Annotated in this window: 21 protein-coding genes; 6 read left to right on the forward strand and 15 right to left on the reverse strand. The window is 70.8% G+C overall.

Annotated features, from left to right (window positions below; translation table 11 throughout):
- Position 1 precedes the first annotated feature (1 nt).
- The 6 genes from V2J18_RS20800 to V2J18_RS20825 form a co-directional block, all read right to left on the reverse strand.
- Positions 2–1,510 (reverse strand): DUF3526 domain-containing protein, encoded by a 1,509-nt coding sequence (locus tag V2J18_RS20800; protein ID WP_336132766.1) that lies wholly within the window; start codon positions 1,508–1,510, stop codon positions 2–4.
- The gene (locus V2J18_RS20805) at positions 1,507–2,907 is read right to left on the reverse strand and encodes a DUF3526 domain-containing protein (RefSeq protein WP_336132767.1); all 1,401 of its coding nucleotides are present in this window, start codon (positions 2,905–2,907) and stop codon (positions 1,507–1,509) included. The genes V2J18_RS20800 and V2J18_RS20805 overlap by 4 nt, the downstream gene beginning before the upstream one ends.
- A complete protein-coding gene (locus V2J18_RS20810; RefSeq protein WP_064749080.1) occupies positions 2,904–3,668 on the reverse strand; it encodes an ABC transporter ATP-binding protein in 765 nt (254 codons plus the stop codon). Before V2J18_RS20810 ends, V2J18_RS20805 begins: the two co-directional genes overlap by 4 nt.
- Complete coding sequence (locus V2J18_RS20815) at positions 3,665–5,878, reverse strand: TonB-dependent receptor (RefSeq protein WP_336132768.1); 2,214 nt, start codon at positions 5,876–5,878, stop codon at positions 3,665–3,667. Before V2J18_RS20815 ends, V2J18_RS20810 begins: the two co-directional genes overlap by 4 nt.
- Positions 5,879–6,058: 180 nt before the next feature.
- Positions 6,059–6,838, reverse strand: a complete 780-nt coding sequence (locus V2J18_RS20820) for a peptidoglycan-binding domain-containing protein (protein ID WP_064749082.1) — start codon at positions 6,836–6,838, stop codon at positions 6,059–6,061.
- 179 nt (positions 6,839–7,017) lie between these two features.
- Positions 7,018–7,800, reverse strand: coding sequence for a 2OG-Fe(II) oxygenase (locus V2J18_RS20825; RefSeq protein ID WP_261370161.1), 783 nt, complete (start codon positions 7,798–7,800; stop codon positions 7,018–7,020).
- Positions 7,801–8,213: 413 nt separating this feature from the next.
- Between V2J18_RS20825 and V2J18_RS20830 the strand changes: the two genes are divergently transcribed.
- A complete protein-coding gene (locus tag V2J18_RS20830; RefSeq protein WP_064749084.1) occupies positions 8,214–8,813 on the forward strand; it encodes a porin in 600 nt (199 codons plus the stop codon).
- 227 nt (positions 8,814–9,040) lie between these two features.
- On the opposite strand, the gene V2J18_RS20835 is transcribed toward V2J18_RS20830, so the two are convergent.
- From V2J18_RS20835 to V2J18_RS20860, 6 genes are all read right to left on the reverse strand, one after another.
- A complete protein-coding gene (locus V2J18_RS20835) occupies positions 9,041–10,552 on the reverse strand; it encodes a hypothetical protein (protein WP_336132769.1) in 1,512 nt (503 codons plus the stop codon).
- Between the two features lie 89 nt (positions 10,553–10,641).
- Entirely contained in the window at positions 10,642–11,685 is a 1,044-nt protein-coding gene (locus V2J18_RS20840) for an NAD(P)H-dependent glycerol-3-phosphate dehydrogenase (RefSeq protein WP_064749088.1), read from the reverse strand.
- 25 nt (positions 11,686–11,710) lie between these two features.
- Complete coding sequence (gene secB, locus V2J18_RS20845; RefSeq protein ID WP_064749090.1) at positions 11,711–12,229, reverse strand: protein-export chaperone SecB; 519 nt, start codon at positions 12,227–12,229, stop codon at positions 11,711–11,713.
- Between the two features lie 213 nt (positions 12,230–12,442).
- Complete coding sequence (locus V2J18_RS20850) at positions 12,443–12,880, reverse strand: rhodanese-like domain-containing protein (RefSeq protein WP_064749091.1); 438 nt, start codon at positions 12,878–12,880, stop codon at positions 12,443–12,445.
- A gap of 235 nt (positions 12,881–13,115) precedes the next feature.
- On the reverse strand, positions 13,116–13,547 hold the full coding sequence (locus V2J18_RS20855) for a hypothetical protein (protein ID WP_064749093.1): 432 nt from the start codon (positions 13,545–13,547) through the stop codon (positions 13,116–13,118).
- Positions 13,548–13,596: 49 nt separating this feature from the next.
- The gene (locus tag V2J18_RS20860) at positions 13,597–14,055 is read right to left on the reverse strand and encodes a YiiD C-terminal domain-containing protein (protein ID WP_064749094.1); all 459 of its coding nucleotides are present in this window, start codon (positions 14,053–14,055) and stop codon (positions 13,597–13,599) included.
- 86 nt (positions 14,056–14,141) lie between these two features.
- Here V2J18_RS20860 and V2J18_RS20865 point away from each other — a divergent pair, with 86 nt between their 5' ends.
- The 3 genes from V2J18_RS20865 to V2J18_RS20875 all read left to right on the forward strand — a co-directional run bounded on the left by V2J18_RS20865 (position 14,142) and on the right by V2J18_RS20875 (position 17,261).
- Positions 14,142–14,909, forward strand: coding sequence for a uroporphyrinogen-III synthase (locus V2J18_RS20865; protein ID WP_064749116.1), 768 nt, complete (start codon positions 14,142–14,144; stop codon positions 14,907–14,909).
- Between the two features lie 65 nt (positions 14,910–14,974).
- Positions 14,975–15,970, forward strand: coding sequence for a uroporphyrinogen-III C-methyltransferase (locus tag V2J18_RS20870; RefSeq protein ID WP_336132771.1), 996 nt, complete (start codon positions 14,975–14,977; stop codon positions 15,968–15,970).
- A gap of 40 nt (positions 15,971–16,010) precedes the next feature.
- Positions 16,011–17,261, forward strand: coding sequence for a heme biosynthesis HemY N-terminal domain-containing protein (locus tag V2J18_RS20875; RefSeq protein ID WP_336132773.1), 1,251 nt, complete (start codon positions 16,011–16,013; stop codon positions 17,259–17,261).
- A gap of 74 nt (positions 17,262–17,335) precedes the next feature.
- Here the strand turns inward: V2J18_RS20875 and V2J18_RS20880 are convergent, their stop codons facing one another.
- Entirely contained in the window at positions 17,336–18,913 is a 1,578-nt protein-coding gene (locus V2J18_RS20880) for a CocE/NonD family hydrolase (RefSeq protein ID WP_336132775.1), read from the reverse strand.
- Positions 18,914–19,275: 362 nt separating this feature from the next.
- On the reverse strand, positions 19,276–19,998 hold the full coding sequence (locus tag V2J18_RS20885) for a tetratricopeptide repeat protein (protein ID WP_336132776.1): 723 nt from the start codon (positions 19,996–19,998) through the stop codon (positions 19,276–19,278).
- Between the two features lie 206 nt (positions 19,999–20,204).
- Between V2J18_RS20885 and V2J18_RS20890 the strand changes: the two genes are divergently transcribed.
- The gene (locus tag V2J18_RS20890) at positions 20,205–21,659 is read left to right on the forward strand and encodes a sulfatase family protein (protein ID WP_336132777.1); all 1,455 of its coding nucleotides are present in this window, start codon (positions 20,205–20,207) and stop codon (positions 21,657–21,659) included.
- Between the two features lie 352 nt (positions 21,660–22,011).
- Here V2J18_RS20890 and V2J18_RS20895 read toward each other — a convergent pair whose 3' ends face one another.
- A complete protein-coding gene (locus V2J18_RS20895; protein WP_064749100.1) occupies positions 22,012–23,289 on the reverse strand; it encodes an acetyl-CoA C-acetyltransferase in 1,278 nt (425 codons plus the stop codon).
- Positions 23,290–23,402: 113 nt separating this feature from the next.
- Between V2J18_RS20895 and V2J18_RS20900 the strand changes: the two genes are divergently transcribed.
- On the forward strand, positions 23,403–24,323 hold the full coding sequence (locus V2J18_RS20900) for a hypothetical protein (RefSeq protein ID WP_336132778.1): 921 nt from the start codon (positions 23,403–23,405) through the stop codon (positions 24,321–24,323).
- The last annotated feature ends 39 nt before the right edge of the window (positions 24,324–24,362 follow it).

Here is a 24,362-nt window from a genome sequence, read left to right on the forward strand (position 1 = left end):
CTCACAACTCCGTGGGCCAGTCGCGCAGGCGACGCCAGGCCAATGCGATACCGATGCCGCTCAGCGCCCACAGCCACAGCGCGAACGGCCACGCCATCGCCGCGCGCTGGGCGCCGCTGCGTTCGCCGCCGTGCCAGGCCGGAATGTCGTCGTACTCGGCGAAGTTCAGTCGTCCGTAGGTGCCGTCGGCCGACGCCGCGCCGATCCGGCGCTGGATGCGCGGATAGAACCAGTCGCGCAGGCGCTGCTGATAGACGCGCACCTGCGCTTCGAAGGCGCGATGGCGCTGCGCATCGGTGCCGGCCAACCTTGCCAATGCCTCCTGCAAGCCCAACGTCGGCGACAGATAGCCGGCCACGACCGACACGCGTTCGCGCCCGTCCCGCGCCCGTTCGCGCTGTCGTTGCAACGGCGCCAGCCGCCGTTCCAGCTCCGGCGCCAGGAAGCTCAGGCGTGTCGCGTAGTCCAGGCCGGCCGCGCGCTCGGCGGCGTCGACGCGTCCGTTGCGGCGCAGTTGCGCGGCGACGATCCGGTCGCGCTGCGCCGCGATGGCGTCGTTGTGGCGGCGTTGCGCATCGACATAGGCCACGGCCGACGGCGCCGGCCACGCGCGTTCGGCGGCCGCACTGCCGAGCATCGGCACGCCGACCGCGAGCAGGGCCCAGAGCGCGGCCAGGGTCGCGATCGCCCCGGCCGCGTTCGGCCAGGCTGCCGCCACCACGCCGCCCAACGCCACCCAGAACGCCACGTAGGCCAGCAGCAGGACCGCTGCGGCGGCCAATTCGCGCCAGGCCGCGCCCGCCTCCACGCCGGCTGCGGCCAGGGCAGCCGCAGTCAACGCCAGGACTGCCGGCGCCAGCCACAGATAGATCGCGGCGATGCGCGCGCCGAGCCACACGCGGGCGGAGACGCGCTGCGCGGCGATCAGGCGCAGCATGCCGTGATCGCGCTCGAAGGTCGCCAGCAGGCCGACCAGCAGGATGGCCGTGATCGGCAGCAACTGGGCCAGGACGAAACCGAGGTCGAAGCGGCCCAGCGCCAGTCCACGCGGGTTTTCGAAGTCGTAGGCCGGTTCGATCCCGAACGGGGTTTCCAGTTTGACCGGCAGCCGGCTCGGCAACAGATCGCTGGCGCCGACCGCGAGCGGCGACAACGGCAGATGCGGTTTGTCGGCGTGCACGCGGAGGAAATAGCGGCTGAAGCCGGCGATGTCGGTCGGATCTTGCCAATACGGCACCCGCTCCGCGGCGGGCTCGGCATAGCGCCGCGCACGCTCGCGGATCTGCGCCGCCCAGGCCGCGTCGCTGGCGCGACTGCGTTCGATCGCCGCGTCCTGAGCGTGGTGCAGCGCGGCGCCGTTGTGCGCGCCCCACAGCATCGCCGCGCCGAGCAAGGCCAACAGCGTCCACAACAGGCGGCTGCGACCGAGCTGACGCAGTTCCCAGCGCAGCAGATGGGCGAAGTTCACCGGTGCGGCGTCGCTCGCCGCGGTCGTCGGCAGCGCGCTCATGGCCGCAACCTGCGCGCGGCGCGCGCCAGGGCCCAGCACGCCAGCGCCACCCATACCGCCAGCGCCCACAGGGCCCAACCGGCGGCGCCGCCGGCCTGGATCAGGCTGGGCGAACGGTGAACGAATTCGGGAATCTGCGCCCACAGCCGCGCATCGCCGCCGGGCTTGGCGCTGTCGCCGTTCGGCTGACGCATGACTTCCCGGTTCATGCGGTTGACCAGCTCGCGCCGGTAGTGCTCGGCGCCGTCGACGAAGCGGCGGTGATGATGGAAATCGCTGCCGGCCAGCCAGGGCGACAGCGTCTGCATCGCCGCGCTCGGCGACAACAGGCCGACCGCAGCGAACGCCTGGTCTTGCGCTTCGACCCGATCGTAGAAATTGCCCAGCACGCGATCGAAGGCCGCGTGCGAATGCCGTTCGCTGAGATCGAGCTCGGCGCCGCGCAGGTTCACCGGCAAAGCCTCGGCGCGGTCGGCGCCGTAGCGTGCGAGCAGTTCGGCGCGACGCTGCTGCGCCTGCTCGGCGGTCCAGTAGGCCGGCGCTTCGTCCTGCAACTGCTGCTTCACCGACTGCGTCGCCGGCAACGGCCGGGCCTGCTCGACCGCGCTGCTGGCCCAGCGCGGCAGGGCCAAGGCGAGCAGAATCCACAGCCCGAACAACAGCGCCAGGGCGCCGCGCACGCTGCCGGCGAGCAGCGACGCGGCCACCCCGAGCGCGCTGAGGAGCCCCAAATACGCGCTCATCGCCGTCGCCCACAACGCCAGGCGCAGCAATGCGTCGGCGTCCCAACCGACGACGACCCAAAGGGCGACCGTCGCCGCCAGCGTCACCGGCACGACCAGGACCAGGCTCAGGATCGACCAGATCGCCAAGCCCTTGGCGATCACGATCGTGCGCGGCCGCAACGCCGCGCCCAGCGCCAAGCGCAAGGTGCCGCGCTCGCGGTCCATCGCCACCGCCGTGAAGGCGAGCAGGAAAGCGATCAGCGGCGCCAGTCCGATCAGCAGGCCGGCCGGGCTGGTCAGGCCGGCGCGCTGCAAGGCCGAGGCCTCGCCCTGCGGCCGGTATAGCAGATCGTTCTGCACGTGCGCTTCCAGCCACACGGTCTGGCCGACGAAGGGCTCCACGCCCGGGTCCAGGGCGGCCAGCAGCGGCGTCGGCTTGAACGCGAAGATGCTGTAGTGCGCGGCCGAATGCGGGTCCTTCTCGCCTTGGCCCAGCCAGCGTGCGCGTTCGGCCGCGGCGACCTCGCGCTTGGCCGCATTGGCGTCGATCACCTGGCCGAGGTTGACCGCGAACGCGATCAGCACCAGCGCCGCCAAACACCACAACGCCCGCCAGGCGCGCCGGTCGCGCCGCAGCAGCAGGCCTTCGTAGGCGGTCAGCGCGGCGATCATGCGCCGAACTCCGGCTCGGCCGAGGCCAGCGCGTGCAGGTACAAGGCCTCGATCTGCGCCGGCGACAACTCGGCGGTGGCGCGCTCGGTCAACAAGCGGCCGCCGCGCAGGATGCCGAGCCGGTCGGCGACGTCCTTGACCCGGTACAGATCGTGGGTCGCCATCAACACCGCCAGGCCGCGCCGCACCGCGGCGCGCACGCCGAGCGAGAGATCGTTGGCGGCGCTGGCGTCCAGGCCCGAGGTCGGCTCGTCGAGCAACAGCAGCTGCGCGTTTTTGGCCAGTGCGATCGCCAGCCCGACCTTCTGCCGCATGCCCTTGGAGAACCCGGCGGCGGGACGCTCGTGCGCTTCGGACTGCAAGCCGGCGTCGGCGAGCAGGGCGCGCGCCTGCGCCGGATCGAGCCGGCGACCGCCGAGCAAGGCGAAGTAGCTCAGGTTTTCGATCGCGCTCAGGCGTGGATGCAGCATCACCGTTTCCGGCAGATAGGCGATGCGCGCGCGCGCCGCCAGCGGGTCGCGGTCCACGCGCAGGCCGGCGACCTCGACGTGGCCGGCATCCGGGCTCAGGAATCCGAGGATCAGGTTCAAGGTGGTGGTCTTGCCGGCGCCGTTCGGGCCGAGCAAGGCGTAGACCTCGCCCGGCCGCAGCGCGATCGACAGCCCCCGCAGCGCCTGGCGGTCGCCGAAATCCTTGCGTACTTCGTGCAGGCGCAGGGCCGGCACGGACGCGTCGACGCGATGGTTCTGCAGCAAAGTCATAGATTCACCCGCAGGCTGAGTTCGACACTGCGCGGCGCGGCCAGCAACAGTTGATCCGCGGCGCCGCCCGACCAGTCGGCGTACAGCGCGTCGCCGAGGTTGCGCCCGTGCAGGGCGACCTCGCCGAACGGCAGCCGGTAGGCGATCGACGCGTCCCAGACCGTGCGCGCGCCGACCCGGATGCGATTGGCGTTGTCGGTGTAGTAGCGGCCGACGTAGCGGGCGCCGGCGGCCAGGGTCACCGGCCGTTGCGCGAAGCGATAGCTCGCGCGCAGGTCGGCGATGCGCTCGGGCACGTTGGGCGGCACGTTGCCGGCACGGTCGGCGCCGCCGGCTTCGCGCAGCACGTCGAAGCGCGCGCGCAGTGCGGCCAGGCTGGCGTCCAGGCGCAGCCCGCGGGTCGGCATGGCCGCAGCGGTCAGTTCCACGCCGCGCGACGATTGGCGCCCGCCCTGCACCGACAGATTGGCGTTGAGCGGATCGCGGGTGACAATGTCGTCCTGTTCGATCCAGTAGCCGGCCAGGCCCCATTCGAAACGGCCCTGCCACAGCCGGCTTTTGATTCCGGCGTCGATCGCGCGGCCGTGGGTCAGGTCGAAGCGCGCGTTCGCCGCCGACAGCAAGGGCAGGCTGCCGACCGGCGCCACCGCGGCGCTGTATTGGGCGTAGAGCTGGGTGTCGGGCGCCAGGTCGAACACCGTGCCCAGGCGCCAGGACAGCGGCGAATAGTCGCGCCGAAACCCGGTACGTGCGCCGGTGTTGAGGTCGACGATGCTTCGCCGCAGTGCGATCCGGTCGTAGCGCAGGCCGCCGAGCAGCAGCCATCGAGGGCTGAGATTGAGCGCGTCTTCGGCGAACAGCGAGGCCACCCGGGTGGTCGAATCGAAATCGACCCGATTGCCGGCACCGGGGTAGTTCGCGGCCAGATCGGCGAAACCGGCGCTGCCGCGCGCGCGAGAGAACGGGTCCAGCGGCGAGGTCGTACCGAAGCGGCGCATGACGTCGAAGTCGCCGTCGCTGAGTTCCATCCCGAGCGTGGCGCGGTTGCGCCGTCCGCCGAGCATGCCGTCGCCGCGCAGGCTCAGGCGCTCGACCCAGTAGCGATGGTCGTGCTCGATGCGCGTGGTGCTGCGGTCCAGGCGTCCGCGCAGCGCGTCGTAGCGATAGGTTTCCGAATTCCACCAGCGCCGCCGCGCCTGATAGAGGCTGAACTCGTTGACCAGATGCAGGCCGTCGTCCAGTCGCCAATCGGCGCGCGTGCGCAACCAGTCGCTGCGTGCGTCCTGCAGCGCGTTGTCGACGTTGTGGTTGCGCCGGCGCAGGGCACGGTCGATCACCCGGCCGTCGGCGCTGCGCACCAGCCCGCCCGGATCGCGTGCCGCCGCGCGCGGCAACAGCGGCGTGCCCCAGTAGGCGCCGTCGTAGTCGTCCTGGTAGTGGTCCAGCGCCGCCTCGACGTCGAAGGCTTCATTCGGGCGCCAACGCCAGGACAGGCTGGCCGAACTGGAGTCGCTGGCGTTGTCGTCGACATAGCCGTCGCTGCGCCGGTGGCTGGCGACCGCGCGCAGTGCGGCGTTTTCGCCCAGCGGCAGATTCGCGTCCACGCCGATGCGGCGACTGCCGAAGCTGCCCCAGCCCAGTTGCGCCTGCAAGTCGCGTTCGCCCGGCCGCGCACGCTTGGGCACCAGGTTGATCGCACCGGCCAGCGCGCCCTCGCCGTACAGCACCGAGGCCGGCCCTTTGAGCACTTCGATGCGTTCGAAACTCCAGCTGTCGAAGTCGCGGGTCACCAGCGGCGCGGCGGTCTGGCGCGCGCCGTCGAACAGCAAAGCGATGGCGCCGCCGCTGAAACCGCGCATCGAGGCCGAGCCCGGCGCCGACGGCAGCGCCCCGGCCAGCACGCCCGGCGCCGCATTGAGCGCTTCGACGCTGCCGCGCAGGCCGCGCGACTGCAGCAGCTCCTGGTCCAGCACCTCGATCGCGGCCGGAGTTTCGCGCACGCTCAGGCCGAGTCGCGAAGCGGTCGCACTGGGTTGATCGCGGCCCGGGCTCAGCCCGACCCCGCCCTGGACGGTGACTTTGTCGAGCAGGGTCGGCGCGCCGCCGGCCGCCTCCTGCGCCGCCGCGGTCCCCGCCAGCGCCAAGCCGGCCGCCAAGACTCCCTGCCCCATGCGCGCCGTGCGGCGCCCCCGATCGCGTCTGCCCGCCATGATTCCCCGTCCTGCTGAACTGTGACCCACTGAATGAAACGATATAACATTTCATTCAAGCAGCGACAGTACGGGGAACGGCGGGAGCGCGTCAATACGCTTCGGGTCGATTCGGTCCGGAATTGCGACGTGGGTAGCGGGCCTCGCCGCCGACGCGCGGCCGGAGGCGAGGCGCAAGCCTTAGTGCAGGCGGATGAAATCGTTGGCCGAGGTGCGGCGCGACCGCCGCGCGACCTCGAAACCGTTCGACGAGCCCTTGCGGTCGGTGTTGCCTTCGATGCTGAGGAAGCTGTCGCGGTCGCCGTCGAAGGCGAAACCGGTGTGGATCCAGTCGCTGGCGGTCTTGCGCACCAGGAAGATGCCGCAGCCGCCCGGCGCGGCGATGTCGCGGCCGCCGGTGACGCTGCGCCCGGCGACGAAGCGGCCGACCTGTTTGGCCTGAGCCGCCAACTCGTCGCAGCCGAAGCTGCCGGCGATCGGCGGCGCGCCGCCGAGGGCTTCGGCGGCCTGGCGCAGGACGAAGCTGACGAAGCCTGCGCACCAGAGCATGGCGTCGCCCTGGCTGCCCTTCATGTACAGCCGCACCCAGGGGCCGCGATTGGCGCCGCCCAATTCGATCGGATGCGCGGCCAGGTGTTGCTCGGCGAACCAGCGCACCGCCTGGGCGTACGGCTTGGACGGCGCGACCGCGGGCAAGGCGACGATGCGCGCCAGCGGCTCGATCAAGGCCTCCCACAGGGCCTCGTCGAGCACGCCGGAGAAACCCAGCTGTTTGCGCCGGGCGAACTCGGCCAGCGCGCGCCCGGTGGCCGGTCCGAACTTGCCGTCCACCGGCGTGCCGTTGCCGTGATAGCCCAGCCATTCCTGGACCCGCTTGGTCGCCGCGCCGCTCGCGCCCTGACTCAGCGCGCCCGGAAACTCGAGCTCGCGCTGCACATAAGACTGATCCTGCAAGGCCATGAAACACACTCCCTGGCGGCGGCATCCCTGCGCGCGCACGTCCCGCCGCCCGTCTCGCCCCGGACGCTGCGTTCGCGCGCCGCGGCGCCCTGCCGCGACATTCCAGCCAACGCGGCGCGACCGCCGGCGCGGTCACCGCGGCAGCGTTCGTTTCTGCAACGCCGGTCGACGCCGGCGGCCTACAGCGCGTCGTGGAAGATCAGGCCCAGGGTGTGGCGGCGACCGGCGCGCACGCGGCTGACGCCGTGCTTGAGCGCGACCCGATAGTGGCCGCACGCGCCGGACTGCGGGCGTTGCCGCACCGCGAACGCGACCGCATCGCCCTGGCGCAGCGGCACCACCTCGACCCGCGACTGCATCCGCGGCCGCTGCTCGGTCAGGACGAATTCGCCGCCGTCGAAATCGCGCCCGGGTTCGGACAGCAGGATCGCCACCTGCAGCGGGAACAGGTGCTCGCCGTACACGTCTTGGTGCAGGCAGTTGTAGTCGCCTTCGCCATAGCGCAGCAGCAAAGGCGTCGGACACCGCTGCCCGGCCTCGTGGCAACGCCGCAGGTAATCGCGCAGCGTCGGCGGATAGCTCGCAGCGTCGCCCAGCGCTCGGTTCCAGCGCGCGGCGACCTGCGACAACGGCGGATACAGGGCGCTGCGCAACGCCTGCACCGGCGCCGGCAGGGGATAGCGGTAGTAGCGATACTCGCCGCGGCCGAAGCCGTGCCGAGCCATCGTCACCCGGCTGCGATAGCGCACATCGTCGTCGTAGGCCTCGGCCAACGCCGCGCACTCCTGCGGCGCGAGCAGGCCCGGCAGCACCGCATTGCCGCGCTCGTCCAGCTCCGCGCCGATGCGCATCCAATCCTGCGTGGCGACGCGCGCGGCGTAGCCCGCTGCGTCGACTGCGGCGGTGCCGGGATCGGCCTCGATCTGCGTACCGAACAGGGGCAACGATGAAGTACGGCGCACGTTCGCGGCTCCTGCATGACTTTCGTCACCCCATGATCCGTTTTCGCGCCGGGCGCGCTATCCGAATCCTGCTGCTGGCTGAATCGATTCGGGCCGCATCGGCCCGCAGCGATCTTTGCCGAATCTGCTGCGTGCGCACCGGTTCGACGGAAATATTCAGCCGCCAGCCAGACAAACGCGGACGGCGGACGATACGCGCACGTCGATCTCGGACTTATGGCCTAGATCGACAGGACTTATGACCTACCGCAGCGCGCCAAGGACCATGCGCAGAACGTTAAGTTCCTAATAAAAACCCCTGGAAATTCAGGTTCGATTGCAATGCGCCGACGATACTGCGCACACCGAATCGCAAGGACGCCTCACTCCGAAGCGCGCGATCCGGAATAAAACCAATAAGAGGCTCAGACCTTATGAAGCGTGCATTGCTTGCCCTCACCCTCGCCGCCGCCCTGCCGTTCGCCGCCGCCAATGCGGCCGAGGGCGTGTCCTACAACTACGTCGAGGCCGGCTACGCCAAGACCGACGCCAAGAACAGCTACGCCGATGCCGACGGCTGGGCGATCAACGGCTCCTACGCCTTCCACCCGAACTTCCATGTGTTCGGCGGTTACAGCAAGCAGGAAACCGACTCGCAGAATTTCTTCGGTCTGCGCGTTCCCGGCTACGACGTCGACCAGTGGAACGTCGGCGTGGGCTACAACCACGAACTGACCAAGCGCGTCGACCTGGTTACCCGCGTCGCTTACCAGCAGGACAAGCACGAATTGCGCTGGGACCGGAAGCTCAAGGGCGGCAGCGTCGAAGCCGGCGTGCGCGGCACCCTGACCCCGAACTGGGAAGGCTATGCCTTCGCCGGTTACCAGGACTACGACAAGCACTACGACGGCAAGTTCTACGGCCGCATCGGCACCCAGGTGAAGTTCAACCAGAGCTGGGGCATCACCGCCGACGCCAAGTTCATCGATGGCGGCCAGAAAGAGTTCTTCATCGGCCCGCGCTTCAGCTTCTAAAGAAAGCGCTACCGGGAAGCACCCGGCAACAATCGCGATTCTTTCTCTCTCTCCCCCGAAACGTCGCGATGAGCCCGGCCGCAAGGCCGGGCTCTTTTTTTGCGCTACATCTTTCGCGCTACCTCGGCCGCGCAGCCGTCGTCGCAAGGCGGTCGCGGCGTATGAGCGCAGGAAATCCCCTTGAAATCCCGGTGGGACGCCGCGACGCCACGGGAAACCGGCGCAGCTCAGTCCTGATCGGCTTCGGTTTTTTCGCCAACGCCTTGCAGTGCCTGCTGCAGGGCCTCGCCGAGCTCGCGTTCGAGCTGCTTTTCCGTGGCGCGCTCGGGCGTGGCCATGCGCAGTTCCTCGCAGGCCACCGAATCGGAATGCTCGGCGCATACCTTGCGGATGCCGGCCAGCAGCGCGTCGTCGCCGGCGTTGAGATAGGCCGAGACGACGTTACCGCAGCCCTCGCGCACGTGCATCGCGCAGACCTTGTCGTAGGCCGCCGCCGCGCCCTTCCAGTCGCCGCCCAGCGCGGCGACGTGGCCGATGCCCATGCAGGCCGACATCGAGCCGCGCGCGCAGCAGGCTTCGGCGCCGCCGGGTTCGGTCAGCGCGCATTGGTCGACCTTGTACGCCGTTTCCCTGAGCTTGGAGCCCGGTTGCGGCAGCGCGATCGGCGCGCACTGGCCGGCGCGCGCGCGCCGGTAGACGTGGTAGCGGGTCCAGTCGTCCTGGCCGACCAGGGTGTCGGCGTCGATCCAGCGCAGCACGAAATCGTCGCCCTTGTCGTGGCGCACCAGCACCTCGTCCTCGCGCAGGCGGTAGGGCATGGTCGCCGCGTCGTCTTCCGACAGCGCCGCGTTGCCGTCGTCGAAGCGGAGACCGCCGAACAGCGACCCGTCGTCGGACACATACCAGCCGCAGGGCTGGCGCGGCGACTGCCGCGGCGGCGCGTCGCGCAGCGCGGTGCCGGTCCAGCGCGCGGCGCGGTCGCAGGCGTTCTTGCTCAGCCGGCGGTCGCAGGTGGACTGCGAGATCGCACGCGTCGATGCGTAGCGCCCGGCGATCCATTCCTGCTCGGCCAGCGATTCGCAGGCCCCGCCGCTGCCGATGTCGTCGCAGGCGATGCGCAAGGCCGCGATCGAAGCCGGGCTCAGCGCATCGGTACGGAACATCACCAGCGGCGCGTCCGCCTCGCTCGGGGTCAGCGCCTTGGCCCAGACCTCGCAGGCGTAGGGGCTGCGGTCCTCGCGGCAATGGCGCTCGAGCTTGCGCAGGCGATCGGGTTGCTTGCCCTCGGGGTCGTAGCTGAGCACGTCGACGCAGGACTGGACGTCGCCGGCGGCGCAATCGGCGGCGCTGTCGTTGTCCTGGCCGGCCGCGTAGGCGACCCCGTCGTTGCGGTGCGCGGCGCAGGTCGCCGCCTTGACCCGCTTCAGGCGCTTGGGCTGCGGCTCGAACAGGCTGGGCTGGCGCTCCAGGTCGCCGTCCGGCAGCAGCTTGTATTCGGTGCTGAGGGTGCTGTCGGCGTTGCGCACGCGGACCCGGTCGCCGTCGATGCGGTAACGGTACGGGCCCTGGGGCGAAACGAAGCCTTCGCGGTCGTGGGCGATCGCGCGCTCGCCGTCGAAGCTCAAGGTGCCGTCGTACTCCTCGCCGCTGTCGTAGGTGCCGCAGGGCGCGTCGGCGGCGAACGCCGACGGCGCCAGCGCGAAACAAAGCAGCAACGGAATTGCGCGGAGAATTCGCATATCGTCCTTCCTTGGGGCATGGGCGCGGCCCGACCGCACCGGCCGCCGCGCGCTGACGCGTGCGGGACGATGCGGCGACGGGCCGGGGATCAACCGAACAGGTCGGTCGGGTATTCGGGCTTCTGCTCGCGCGAGAGCAGCTTGCGCAGGCCGTCGGCGGGGGTGATGCGGCCGTGCAGCACTTCGCGAACTGCGCTGGAGATCGGCAGCTCGATGCCGTGGCGTTCGGCCTGGCGCATGACTTCGTCGGCGGTCTGCACCGACTCGACCACCTGGCCGATTTCGCGCACCGCGTCTTCGATGGACTGGCCGCGGCCCAGGGCCAGGCCGAGACGGCGATTGCGCGACAGATCGCCGGTGCAGGTCAGCACCAGGTCGCCGAGGCCGGCCAGGCCCATCAGGGTCTCGGGTTGGCCGCCGATGGCCTGGTTGAGCCGCAGCATCTCGTTGAGGCCGCGGGTGATCAGGCCGGCACGCGCGTTGAGGCCGAGCTGCATGCCGTCGGCGACGCCGGTGGCGACTGCGAGCACATTCTTCATCGCTCCGCCGAGTTCGGCGCCGAGCATGTCGTCGCCGGTGTAGGCGCGGAACGCCGGCCCATGCAGGGCGTCGGCCACCGCCTGGGCGAAATCGGCGTCGTCGGAATGCACGGTCAGCGCAGTCGGCAGGCCTTGCGCGACTTCCTTGGCGAACGAGGGGCCGGTGACGACGGCCAACGGCACGCCGGGGCCGAGCACCTCTTCGGCGACTTCGTGCAGGAAGCGGCCGCTGCCGGGCTCGAAGCCCTTGGTCGCCCAGGCCACGCCGGCATGCGCGGGCCGGTGCGGGGCCAGGGCGCGCAGGGTTTCGGCGAAAGCGTGCGAAGGCGTCACCACCAGCACCAGATCGGCCTCGCGCAGCGACTGCGCCAGATCGGTGGTCGCACGCAGGCTCGCCGGCAAGGCGATGCCGGGCAGGTAGCGCGGGTTCTCGTGGCGGCTATCGATGGCCGCGGCGACCTCGGCATCGCGTCCCCACAGCACGGTCGGATGACCGTGCCGGGCGATCAGCGCGGCCAGGGCGGTGCCCCAGGAACCGGCGCCGAGCACCGCTATGCGCGGTTTCGGCGCCGTGTCGGACGTATCGTGCGTCATGCGCGAACGGGTCCGGGCGCGGGGATCAGGCGTTGCCCGCGGTTTCCGCGTCGGCCAGACCGCCATCGGCCTGGGACGCGCGCTGGCGCAGGCCTTCGGCGTACAGGGCGTCGAAATTGATCGGCTGCAGGAAGAACGGCGGGAAGCCGCCGGCCTGGATCAGATCGCTGATCAGCTGGCGTGCGTACGGGTACAGCACGTTCGGGCAGTGGGTGCCGAGCATCGCGTCCAGGGTCGGGCCGTCGAAGCCGATCAAGCCGAACACGCCGGCCTGCTTCACTTCGGCCAGGTACATCGGCTTGTCGTTGGCGGCGCAGGTCAGGGTGATGCCGAGCACGACTTCGAACGCGTTCTCGCCCACGCGCTGCACGTTCTGCGACAGATTCAGCTGCAGCTGCGGCTGGGCGGCTTCGGCGAACACGGCCGGCGCGCCGGGGACCTCGAAGGAGACGTCCTTGACGTAGATCTTTTCGACGGTGAACGCGGGGCCGGTTGCGGCTTCTTCGGCCTGCGCGGCAGCGCCGTTGACGTTTTCTTCGGACATCGGGTGATTCCCCCAGCGGAATGAGTTTCGGAAAAGAAGGTTTCGGAAAAGAGCTCGATTATGCCCGCTCGCGGGGAGCGGGCCAAACCGCCTCGCGACGGCCCGAGTCAGTGGATTGAGGCGAATCCGGGCCAATCAAGGGCCCGCGCGACCCGCGTCACGGGACGGTGCCGGCCTCAGTCTAGCCGGTGCCGATGGCGGCGGTGCGACAGCTCAGGCGCGGCCCTTGACCAGCGGCAGTTCGGCCTGCATCCAGGCCTGGATGCCGCCGTCGAGCCAGTAGACCTGCTCGAAACCGGCCTTCTTGAGCCGCTTGGCGGCATCGGCCGAGGCCTGGCCGGTGCGGCACACGGCGACCACCGGCAGCGCCTTGGCGCCGTTGAGCAGCTTGCTTTCCGGATCGAACTGGCTCGGCTGCACCGAGCGGCTGCCGGCGATGTGGCCCTTTTCGAAGTCGTTGCTGGCCGACAGGTCGATCACCAGGGCGTTGTCGCGGTTGATCAGCGCGGTCAGCTCGGCCGGGCGCAAGGCCTTGTAGCCGCGGAACAGGCGCGCGATCTCGGTGTACAGGATGGCCAGGGTCAGGCCGACGAAGCCCAACGACAGGTACATGTGGCGGCCGGCGAACGCCAGCAGTTCATCGAAGCTCACGGCAGACTCTTTCCGGATCGGCGCTCAACGGGCCTTGCGGGCCCGAACGGGGCGGCGATTGTCGCCCAGCGCGGGCCGGGGCGCAAAAGCCGGTAAACAGCGGGCGGGGCTTGGCGGGCGGCGCAAAGCCGGGGCGCGGCGATCGGCCCGCCCCGCCCCGACCCGAACGGAGGTAGAGAGGAACCAGCGCCGGCGGCCCCGCCGGCTCCTGGCGCCGCACGCTAGGGCCGGGTCGTTACTGGCCTTCCCACAGATCCGGCAGGCCGCTGATCAGCCACCAGGTCTTGCTCTCGGGGTCCCAGGTCCAGGCCTCGACGTAGCGCACGCTGCGCTCGGCCAGGGTATGGCGATTGATCACGCCGATGTTGATCACCCGCGCCGCCGAGCCCTTCTCCTTGTCCACTTCGGTGCCGGCGTCGTGGTAGGAGGAAATCTGGATTTGCTTGTAACGCTCCAGCTGCATCGCGGTCGGCGCCAGTTTCTTGCGCAGATCGGGATCGATCATGTTGGCCGCGCCTTCGAAGTCGCCCCAACGGATCGCGGCCGAATAGGCGTACTGGGCTTCGGTCAGCTTGTTGTTCTGCGTACCGGTGGTCTGGCAGCCGGCCAGGGTCAGCACGGCGAATACGGCCAGGGCCGCCCAGCAGGTCTTCAGCAACGCTCGCATCTGTGCGCTCCGGCAGGAATGAGGTTCGATGCGCATCCTACCGGGCGCGTCAGGGCTTAGCGATGGCGACGTAGCGCGCCGTGAACTCGGTCGCGATCCCGCCTTCCGGCAGCAACGCGCGCGCGACCAGCGAGGTGCGGGCGCGGCCGCGCTCGCGCAGGGTCGCCAGGAAGCTGTCCCAGTCGGCCTCGGCCGACAACTCGGCGTGCACGTCGAGGTCGGCGAACAGCGGCGCCAGGTAACGGATCTGACTGTCGGCGACGAACACGTCGGCCCGCAGCCCGGCCTGCTCCACGCCCAGCGAGACCACGCCCCACGAGGCCAGCGTCATCATCGACGCCAGGCTGCCGCCGAAGGCGCAGCCCTTGTCGTTGACGTGATGCGCCAGCGGCGAGTGCAGGCGCAGGCGGCGGCCGTCGTAACCGGCGATGGAAACTTGCATCGCCGCGACCGGCGGCATCGATTGGTAGTGCGCGTGGAGGCGTTGCAGAGCGGCGTCGTAAGTCATCGGAACCGGAGCGAAGGTGGGGGATGGCGAGCGTGCGCGTCGGCGTCGCACTGCCCTGGACCGGTGCGCTGTGCCAAGCTGGATGCATGAGCCGCGCACCGCGTCAGCCGCCGCGATGGTACGTGATCTCGCTGCGTCCGAGCGGCGAGCACGCGCCTTTGCGTCGCCTCGCCGCGCAATACGGCGGCGGATTGATCGCCTTGTCGCCGTGGCGCTTGCGCACCCGCGACGACGCCGACACGCGCGCCGCACTCGATCGCGCCCTGGCCGCGACGCGCGCGCTGGCGACCAGCCCGGCCGCGGCGCGCGCGTTGCGCGAACTGCGCCCGGATTGGCGAGCGTCGCCGACGCAGCGCTGGTACGCGGTCGGCGCCGGCACCGCCGCGGCGCTGGCGGCCGCCGGCATCGCCCAGGTGCGCTGGCCGCGACGCATGGACAGCGAGGGCTTGCTGGATCTGCCGGAGCTGCAGGACCTGCGCGGCGAAGACTTCGCCCTGCTCAGCGCGCCCGGCGGCCGCGGCCTGATCGAACCGGCGCTGCGCGCGCGCGGCGCACGGGTGATCCGCGCCGACGTCTACGAGCGCGTCGCGCAGGCGCCGTCGCGCGCGCAGGCACAGCGTCTGTGTGCACTGGAGGCGCCGGCGTTGCTGGCGCTGTCCAGCGGCGAAGCGCTGCAGCGACTGCTGGCGCAATTGCCCGATGCGGCCGGCGCGGCCCTGCGCCGGGCCCGGGTCAGCGCGGCCAGTCCGCGTCTGGCCGAACTCGCGCGCGGGCTGGGTTTCGCCGACGTCGCGGTCGCCGACGGCCCGCTGCCGGAGCAACTGCTGGCCGACGGACTGCGTCCGACGCCGTGACCGGTTGCGGCGGCCGATGCCGTCAAGGCTGTCTTGATGCCCGCTTCCGGTAGCATGGCCGAGCCATGAACTCCCCCCTCGACACCGTGTCCCCCCCTTCTGCGCCTCCCCCGCCGCGCCGCGGCTCCGCCGCCTGGTTCTGGCTGATCGTCGTGCTGCTGCTCGCCGCCGGCGGCGGTTGGTTCGGCTGGCGCGAATGGCAGCACCGGCAGGCCGAAGTGCGCGCCGCCGAAGCCGACGCCGACCAGCGCCTGGAGGCGCTGAACCAGCGCCTGGACACGATGCGCACCAACCAGGAGGCACAGAACCGCCGCCTGGTCCAGGCCGACAACACCAACCGGGTGCTGCGCGACGAGTTGCACGGCATCGGCCAGCGCGCCGCGCTGATCGAAGACAGCGTGTCCAAGCTCGCCGATCCCGATCGCCACGGCGCCCAGGCGATGCGCCTGGACGAGACCGAACTGCTGCTGACCCTGGGCCAGCAACGCCTGCTGATCGCCGGCGACCTGGAAGGCGCGCGCCGCGCCTACGCCCTGGCCGGCGGCGTGCTCGACGGCATCGACGACCCGGCCTATCTGAGCCTGCGCCAGACCCTGCTGCAGGAGTCCGCCGCGCTCAAGGAACTGGGCATCGAGCCGCGGGTGCAGGCGATGGCCAAGCTCGATGCGCTGGCGCAGGGCCTGAGCCTGCCGGCGGCGACGCCGGCGCAGGCCGCCGCGGCGGAGGCGCCGTGGTGGAAGCGCGCCTTCGGGGTGCTGATCGACGTGCAGCCGCGCGACCGCAGCATCGCCACCCACCCCGACGACCGCGCCGCCGCGCTGGCCGGCCTGCAGCTGGAAATCACCCTGGCCCGCGCCGCCGCCGAGCGCCGCGACGTCGAGGGCTATCGCGCCGCGCTCAAGCGCGCCGAAGCCTGGGTGCTGCGCCTGTCGCCGCCGTCGCCGGCGCAGCAGCGCCAGCTGGCCCAGCTGCGCGAACTGGCGGCGCTGCCGCTTTCACTTTCGGTTCCGACCCTGGGCACCACACTGCAGCAGTTGCGCCAGCTGCGTACGGCCGGTTGAACGGCCGCCCCGAACGCCGGCGCGATAAGGAGGTGCCGCAATGAACCTGTTCCGCAATCTGCTGTTCTGGATCGTGCTCGCGCTGGTCGGTGCGCTGGTCGCGCAACTGCTGGTGCAGGACCCGGGCGAAATCGTCGTCACCTACGGCGAGAACCGCTACCTCACCAACCTGCCCAAGGCGCTGCTGATGCTGGTCGGCGGCCTGCTCGCGCTGTGGCTGGTGTGGAAGGCGCTGAGCCTGCCGTTCGTGGCCATGCGCAGGCACCGCAAGAAGCAGGCGCGGGCGCGGCTGCTCGACGGCCTGGACGCCTTGCACCAGGGCCATTGGACGCGCGCCGAGAAGTCGCTGGGGCTGGCCGCGCGCAGCCCGGAAGTGCGCGCGATCGCCGAAGTCGGCGCCGCGCGCGCCGCCGCCGCGCGCGGCGATGCGGCGGCGAAGATGCAGCATCTGGACGCGCTCGCGGTCGATCATCCGATCGCGCGCGCGCTGACCGTGGCCGAATTCGCGCTCGCCGAGCAACGCCCCGGCGACGCCCTCGCCGCGCTCGACGCGCCGGCCGCGCAACCCTTGCCGCCGCGCGGCCTGGCCTTGCGCGCGCAGGCGCTGGCCGCGCTCGGCCGCGCCGGCGAGGCCTACGGCCTGCTCGGCGCGCTGCGCCAGCATGCGGTGTGGCCGCCGGAACAATTGAACCGGCAGGAAGCGACCTGGGCCGAAGCCGCATTGCGCGAAGCGGCCGACGCCAACGTGCTGGCCGATCATTGGGAGGCCCTGCCCAAGCCGCTCAAGACCGATCCGGCCGCCGTCGCCGCCTACGCCGAGCGCGCCGCCGCGCTGCGCTGGGAAGAGGCCGCCGCCAAGAGCGTGGAGCAGGCCCTGGAGGCGCGCTGGGACGAATCGCTGGCGGCGCTGTACGGACGTCTGCCGATCGGCCGCTTGGAGGAACGCCGCGCCCACGCCGAGCGCTGGCTGGCCGCGCATCCGGGCAGCCCCGCCTTGCTGGTGACCCTGGCCCGGCTCGCCCGCGCCCAGGGCCAGTGGCCGCAGGCCGAAGCCTATCTGCACCGCGCCCTGGCCCAGGGCGCCAACGCCGAAGCCTGGGAGGAACTCGGCCACGGCTTCGCCCAGGCCGGCGACGAGAGCCGCGCCCGCCTGAGCTACGTCAACGCCCTGCGCGCCGCGCGCGGCGAAACGGCCACCGAATTGCCCGGCCGCGACCTGCGCCAGAAGCTGTTCGACGAGGCGGTGGTCGAGGAGCGCGACGAGTTCGGCATGCCGCGGCTGCGCGGCTGAGCGCGGCAGGTGCGCGCAGACACGAAAACGGCGCCGCAGGGCGCCGTTTCCGTTTTGCGGGGCGCGTCAGCGAATCAGCGCAGCGGCACGCTCAGGATCGACGGATTCGTCGCCGGCGAGCTGAAAGTCACGCTGCCGCCGAGCCGGCTGGCCGAGGCGTAGCGCGGGTCTTCGGTGTCGATCACCAGCACCAGCCGGCGCCCGGCCGGGATGTCCCAGCTGGTCGCTTCCAGGCGCAGGTCCAGGGTCTGGGCCACGCCCGGCGTCGCCCCGCGCAACGAGTACGGCTTGTGGCTTAGCAGCGAGCCGTTGCCGAGCAGATCGACGCTGTAGAGGTAGGCGAACAGGCTGAGCTCGGACTGGCTCGGGGTCACGGTGATGCGCAACTGCGGCATGCCGCTGAGCTGGCGCGGCAGCCAATGCGTCGGCGTCTCCCAGACCGCGGCGCCGGCGCGCGCGACCAGCGGAATCGAAGCCTGCGGCGCGACCTGCAGCGACTGCAGGAAGCCGCTGATCATGGCGATGCCGGAATCGGCGACGGTGGGCAGGCCGGTGAGGATGGAATGGCGCCAGCCGGTGCTCGGCGACGCGCTGAGATCGCCGGTCGGCGCGATCAGGCCGCTCGGCCGGGTCAGCGCGAACACGGTCGCGCCGCTCTGCACCGCGTTCCAGTCGGCGTAGCCGCGCCAGTCGCCGTCCTGCGATTTCAGCCGCACCCGCGGTTCGCGGTCGACGCCGTTGTCCCGCCCCTGCAAATGGCGATCGAACCAACGCCCGACCGCATCGTAGATATCGTTCGGCAGGCCCAGCGCGCCGGGCGCCTCGACCGTGGCGTGGTCGCCGTGACTGAACAGCAACTGCTTGGGCCCGGTCAAACGGCCGTAGAAGTCGATGTACTGCCCCGGGGTGAACAGGCTGTCGTTATAGGCGTTGGCGAGCAGCACCGCGGTGCCGTTGCGGTTGAGCGCGGCGACGTCGGTGATCGGGCTGCGCTGCGGCACCACCGGCAGCAGATCGGCGACTGCGCCGTCGTAATCGCCGAAGGCGATCTTGGCGGTCGCGCCGGCCAGCTCCGGCCCCGGCCGGCCGGTCAACGCGCCGGCCAGCACCAGCAGGCTGGTGCCCTGCTTGCTCACCGTGCGATTGGCGTACAGCGAAGCCTCCAGGTCGGCCCAGCCGCTCAGCGCGGCCACCGCCTTGATCCGCGGGTCGCGTTCGGCGGCGAGCAGACTGATGCCGGCGCCGTAGGAAATGCCGCTGGCGCCGATCCGCTGCGGATGGGACGGGGTGTGCGCCAGCGCCCAGTCGATCACCGCGCTGACGTCCTCGACCGTGCCCGGCCCGGCGATGTCGATCAGTCCCTGCGAATCCCAGAACCCGCGCGAGGTGTAGCTGACCACCACGTAGCCGCGGCTGGCGAGCAGGCCGCCGCGGCCGACGTATTCGAGGTTCGGCACCGCCCAGCTGGCCGGCATCACCAGCAGCGGGAACGGCCCCGGGCCCTGGTCCTTGGGCACCATCACGAAGGCGCCGAGCTCGGCGCCGTCCCAGCCGGGAATGCGCTGGTAAGCGCCGGTGAAACCGCCGGCCCAGACCGGCGAAACCACGACGCACAGAAACAGACACAACAGCCACGACCGGATTACGCGCATGAGATCGTCCCCTCCCAAGGACCGTCCAGCACGAATGGATACGTTTGCGTATGGTGCGTTGCGGGACGACCGTACCATCGCGCATGGAGGCGCTACAACGGCTGCGAACCCGACTTTCGTGAACCCGCGCGATCCGGGTCACGGAACCCGCAACGGGATCGCCGCGAACCGCGCGCATTCCGGCAACGCCCGGATGGCGGCGCCGGCTGACGCGGCAGCACGCAGCGGGCAAGGGCGCTGGAAAACGCGCCGGCGCGAACGCGGCATCGCTCGCCGCCGTGTTCGCACGGCGTCAGGCACGATCGCGACGCCATGATCGCGAGGCCGGCGCCGGATCGCGGGCCTGGCGCCCGCGCCGGGGCTCAGAAATGGACGATCGCGCCGTCGTCGTCGAGGCGGGCGTTGCGCGTGTCGCGCGCCTGGACCAGTTGCAACTGCGCCGCGACGATCTGGCCGAGGTAGTCGCGGGTTTCGGCGTCTTCGACCCGCTGCAGGGCCGGATCGGCGCGCACGGCGAGAAAGCTCGCGCGCGCTTCGTCGAAGCGACCCAGCCGCCGCTGCAGTTCGCCGACCACCAACCGCGCATGCACCCCCTCCTCGCTGCCGGCCTGACGCTGCGCGCGCTGTCGCCAGGCCTGCAAGGCTTGCTCGGCATAGCGCGGATAGCGTTCGGCATCGGCGTCCCAGGTCGCCTGCAACCAGACGTTGGCGGCGGCGTCGGGGCTGGCGCCGGCGAACGCCATTTGCCGCGCGAGCCGGTAGTACGGCGTCTCGTTGGCGATCCAGCCGCGGTACTCCTCGGAGGCGACGAAGGCGCGCAGCCTGGTCAGTTCCTCGGCGCTGTATTCGCGTTGCTCGACCACGATGAAGCCGTTGCCCGGGCAGGCCGGCAGCGGCGCCGGCGCGGCGATCGGACCGAACGGGCGGGTGTCGAAGTAGCGCCCGAACGACGTGCCCGAGCTCATCACCCGGGCGGTGAAGGACTTGCCATCGATCGGGCAGACCAGGGTCTGGTCGGCGAAGGTCAGGGCCTGCGCCGGCGAGGCGGCCAGGATCAACAGCAACAGGGCGAACGGACGGGACATGACGACTCCTTGTCGTGCGGGGGACGTGTCAGAGAACGCGCGAGAGGGCGAGCCGGGGTCGTGCGACGACCGGCACCGCAGCGGACGCCGCGGTGGCTCGCCCGGCCGTGACGGCACGCACATATTGCCCCCCGTCCCGGCCCGGCGGCGACCCGTCGGCGCGGGGCGTTACGTTTGATCCCACATTCCCCGACACGGCGCCCCTCATGGCCCTGAGCGATCTGTTCCGCTACGGCGCACAGCCGAACCTGCTGCTGATCATCACCGACCAGGAACGCAGCCTGGCGCAGTGGCCCGAACCCTACCGGGCCAAGCTCGGCGCCCGGCTCAAGGCGATGCGGCGCCTGGCCGGGCATGGCCTGAGCTTCGATCGCGCCTACACCGGCGCCTGCATGTGCACGCCGAGCCGGGCGACCTTCCTGACCAGCCAGTACCCCGCGGTCACCGGCTGCACCACCACCGGCGCCGATTCGCTGCCGCTGCCCGACGTGCTGCCCAACCTGGCCACCGTCGCGCAAGCCGCCGGCTACGGCTGCTATTGGATCGGCAAATGGCATCTGCTCGGCGGTAACGAGCCCGGCAGCAGCCCGAACGATCTGAGCCGCTGGGGCTTTTCCGACTGGGACCCGAACGATGCCGGGCTGAGCCTGGGCCCGACCTATCTGGGCGGCGGCACCCTGGCCACGGCGCCGCCGTCGCCCGGCGCGCCGAACCAGAACGATCAGCGCTATCTGGCCGACGCGCTCAAGTTCCTCGCCGCGCCGCCGCCGTCGCCCTATTGCCTGGTGGTATCGCTGGTCAATCCGCACGACTCGCATCTGGGCTTCCTCGACCTGGCCGCGACCTACTACGACGCCACGGTGTACGGCGCCAGCGGTGCGTCGGTGCCGGCCAACGCCGGCGAAGACCTCGCCGGCAAACCGCGCGCGCAGGCCAGTTACGCCTGGAGCGCGATGGCCGCAACCGGGGCGCAGCAGCAGGACTTCGTCGATTTCTACGCTTATCTGCTCGAGTACGTGGATTCGCAGATCCTGCAGCTGCTGGACGCGATGAGCCGCGAGCAGATCGACAACACCCTGATCGTGCGCTTCGCCGATCACGGCGAACTCGGGCTCTCGCACGGGCTGGTGGAGAAATTCGTCAACGCTTACGACGAGGCACTGCACGTGCCGCTGCTGTTCTCCAATCCGATCGCCTGGCCGCGACCGCAGCGCAGCCAGTGCCTGGCCAGTTCGGTCGACCTGCTGCCGACCCTGGCGTCCCTGCTCGGCGTCGCCGACCAGTTTCCCGACCTGGTCGGTCGCGACCTGAGCCCGGCGCTGGCCGATCCCGAGGCTTCGGTGCAGGACGAGGTGCATTTCACCTACGACGATATCGGCGGCGCCGGGCCGAGCACGATCCGCGCGATCCGCAGCGAACAATGGACCTATGCGGTCTACCTGCCGCCGGAGGACCAGCCGGACCAGGGCGGCGACTGGGAGTTGTACGACCACCGCACCGACCCGCAGCAGGACCGCAACCTGGCCGGCGACCCGGCGTACCGGGACCAGCAATGGCTGCTGGAGCAGGCGCTGGTGGCGCAAATGCAGGCCAAGGGCACGCTGCCGACGAACTGGCCGCCGGCCTACGTGCCCGGCCGCAGCCGCGGCGGGCCGGCGTAGCGCGTCGCCGAGGCGACCGCCTGCAGGAACGGCGTGAGCCGCGACCAAGGGACGCGCAGAAAACCCCTGAGCCTTCGTCATCGAGCGAAGCCAAACCCCACCTGTAGGAGCGGCGTGAGCCGCGACAACCGCAGCGAGGTGCGCAAGCGTCGCCCGCCGAAGCACGGATATGCGGCGCTTCGCCGTTCGCATGCAGGTCAACGGCTTTGGCCCCTGCGTGGTATTGCACCGCTTCGGCGGTCGCGGCTCACGCCGCTCCTACAGGGGGCGGGGCCATCGCGATGGATACGAAAACGCCCCGCGATGGCGGGGCGTTCCGTGACGATCCGGGGCGAAGCTCGGGGCGAAGCGCTCAACGCTCCAGGATCGCCACCACGCCCATGCCGCCGGCGGTGCAGATCGAGATCAGACAGCGGCCGCCGCCGCGCTGCTTGAGTTCCTTGGCCGCGGTGGCGACGATGCGCGCGCCGGTCGCGGCGAAGGGATGGCCGGCCGCCAGCGAGGAACCGTTGGGATTGATCTTGGCCGGGTCGATCTTGCCCAGCGGCGCGTCCAGGCCGAGGCGGTTCTTGCAGTACTCCTCGCTCTCCCAGGCGCGCAGCGTGCACAGCACCTGCGCGGCGAAGGCCTCGTGGATCTCGTAGATGTCGAAGTCCTGCAGGCTCAAACCGTTGCGCTTGAGCATCTCCGGCACGGCCACGGTCGGCGCCATCAGCAAGCCTTCGCCGTGGACGAAATCGACCGCCGACACCTGCGCGTCGCGCAAGTAGCACAGCACCTCGTGGCCGTGGGCCTGGGCCCATTCCTCCGAGGCCAGCAGGCAGGCCGCGGCGCCGTCGGTCAGCGGGGTCGAGTTGGCCGCGGTCAGGGTGCCGCGGCCGGAGGTCTTGTCGAACGCCGGTTTCAGCGTGGCCAGCTTCTCCAGCGAGCTGTCCGGACGCAGGATGTTGTCGCGCGAGACGCCGCGGAAGCTCACCACCAGGTCGTCGAAGAAGCCGCGCTCATACGCCGCGGCCAGCTTCTGGTGCGAGGACAGTGCCCACTCGTCCTGCGAGTCGCGCGAGATGTTCCACTGCTTGGCCATGTCCTCGCAGTGATCGCCCATGCTCTTGCCGGTGCGCGGCTCGGCGACGCCGGGGAACTCGGGCTTGAGCTCGCGCAGGTGGAAGCCCTTGAACGCGGCCAGCTTGTCCTTGGTGGTCTTGGCCCGCGCCGCTTCGAGCAGGCGCCGGCGCAACTGCTTGCCGTACACGATCGGCACGTCGGAGGTGGTGTCCGAGCCGCCGCCGATGCCGGCCTCGATCTGGCCCACCGCGATCTTGTTGGCGATGGTGATGATCGAATCCAGCGAAGTGCCGCAGGCGCGTTGCAGGGTGATGCCCGGGGTCAGCGGCGACAGCCCGGAGGACAGCGCGGCCTCGCGGCCGAGGTTCCAGTCGTTGCTGTGCTTGATCACCGCGCCCATCGCGACTTCGCCGAGCTGCTGCCCGTGCAGGCCGAATTTCTCGACCAGCGCGCCGAGGGTGCGGACCGACATGCCCAGATTGCCCACGTCCGCATAGGCCGTGTTCTGGCGGCAGAACGGAATACGCACGCCACCGAGCACGGCGACGGGACGGTTTGGACGCATCGGCACACCTCGCGGGGGATTCGGGACGGCCCGCCATGGCGGAGCGGGCATAATGGGGCTCAGTGTAGCGCCGCACACGCGCTCTACCAAACGCCAGCGTATCCTCGGTGACCATGAGCCCTGCCAGCCCCTCCGCCAGCGGTCGATCCGCGCCCCTGCACGTCCTCGGCGCCCTCGCCCTGGAGCTCCGCGGCGATGCCACGGTCGACCGCGCCGCGCTGCCGCGCCAGGACGCCGGCGCCCTGGCGGAAAAGATCGCCCGCGACCTGGCCGGCTTCGCCGCCGACAGCGCCGGGCTGGACCTGATCACCGTCGGCGCCCATTACGACCCGGTTGAATTGCTGCGCCCGGGTTGGCCGCTGCACCGCGAGCTCGACCAATTGGCCGCCAACGCGCCGCGCGAGCGCCACGCCGAAACGCCGGCCGGCCGGGTCATCGCCTTCGGCGCCCACGACGCGCAACTGCCGGGCGCGCTGACGCCCTCGCCCGACTATGCCGGCGGCCCGCTGCGGCTGGTGCCGTTCTTGCTCGGCGGCGACGCCGCCACCGTGGCCCGGGTCGGCGATCTGCTCGAATCCAACCTGCTCGAAAACGGCATGGCCGGCGCCGATACCGCCCTGGCCGCGCAGGCCGCATTCGGCCTGCAGGTCGAGCATGCGCGCTACCTGACCGTGCACGACCTCGCCGCGATGATGGCGATGCAGTACGAACACGCCGGCCTGGGCGCGCTGTGGCCGTTGCTGGAAACCGCCCTGCTCCAACCCGAGGGCGAGGAATGGCTGGACGCGCCGCCGGAGCCGCTGGTGCATTACAGCGAAGGCGAGGCCCGCATCGCTCTGTTCTCGCCGGCCGCCTGGCACGCCCGCTACGCGCCGGAGGCGCCGTGCAATACCGAGGAATGCCGGCAGACACTCAACCGCCGTTACCAGCATTTCGAAGCGCGCCTGCGCCAGATCTCGGCCGTGCTCGGCGCCCACGCCGTACCGGTCACCTTCGTCCACTGCGACGGCCCGGCCGAGCGCGAAGCGCTGTAAGGTCACGGGACGCGCAGAAAGCCCAAGGCCGTCGCCTCA

The organism is Lysobacter firmicutimachus (assembly GCF_037027445.1).
GTDB lineage: Bacteria > Pseudomonadota > Gammaproteobacteria > Xanthomonadales > Xanthomonadaceae > Lysobacter > Lysobacter firmicutimachus.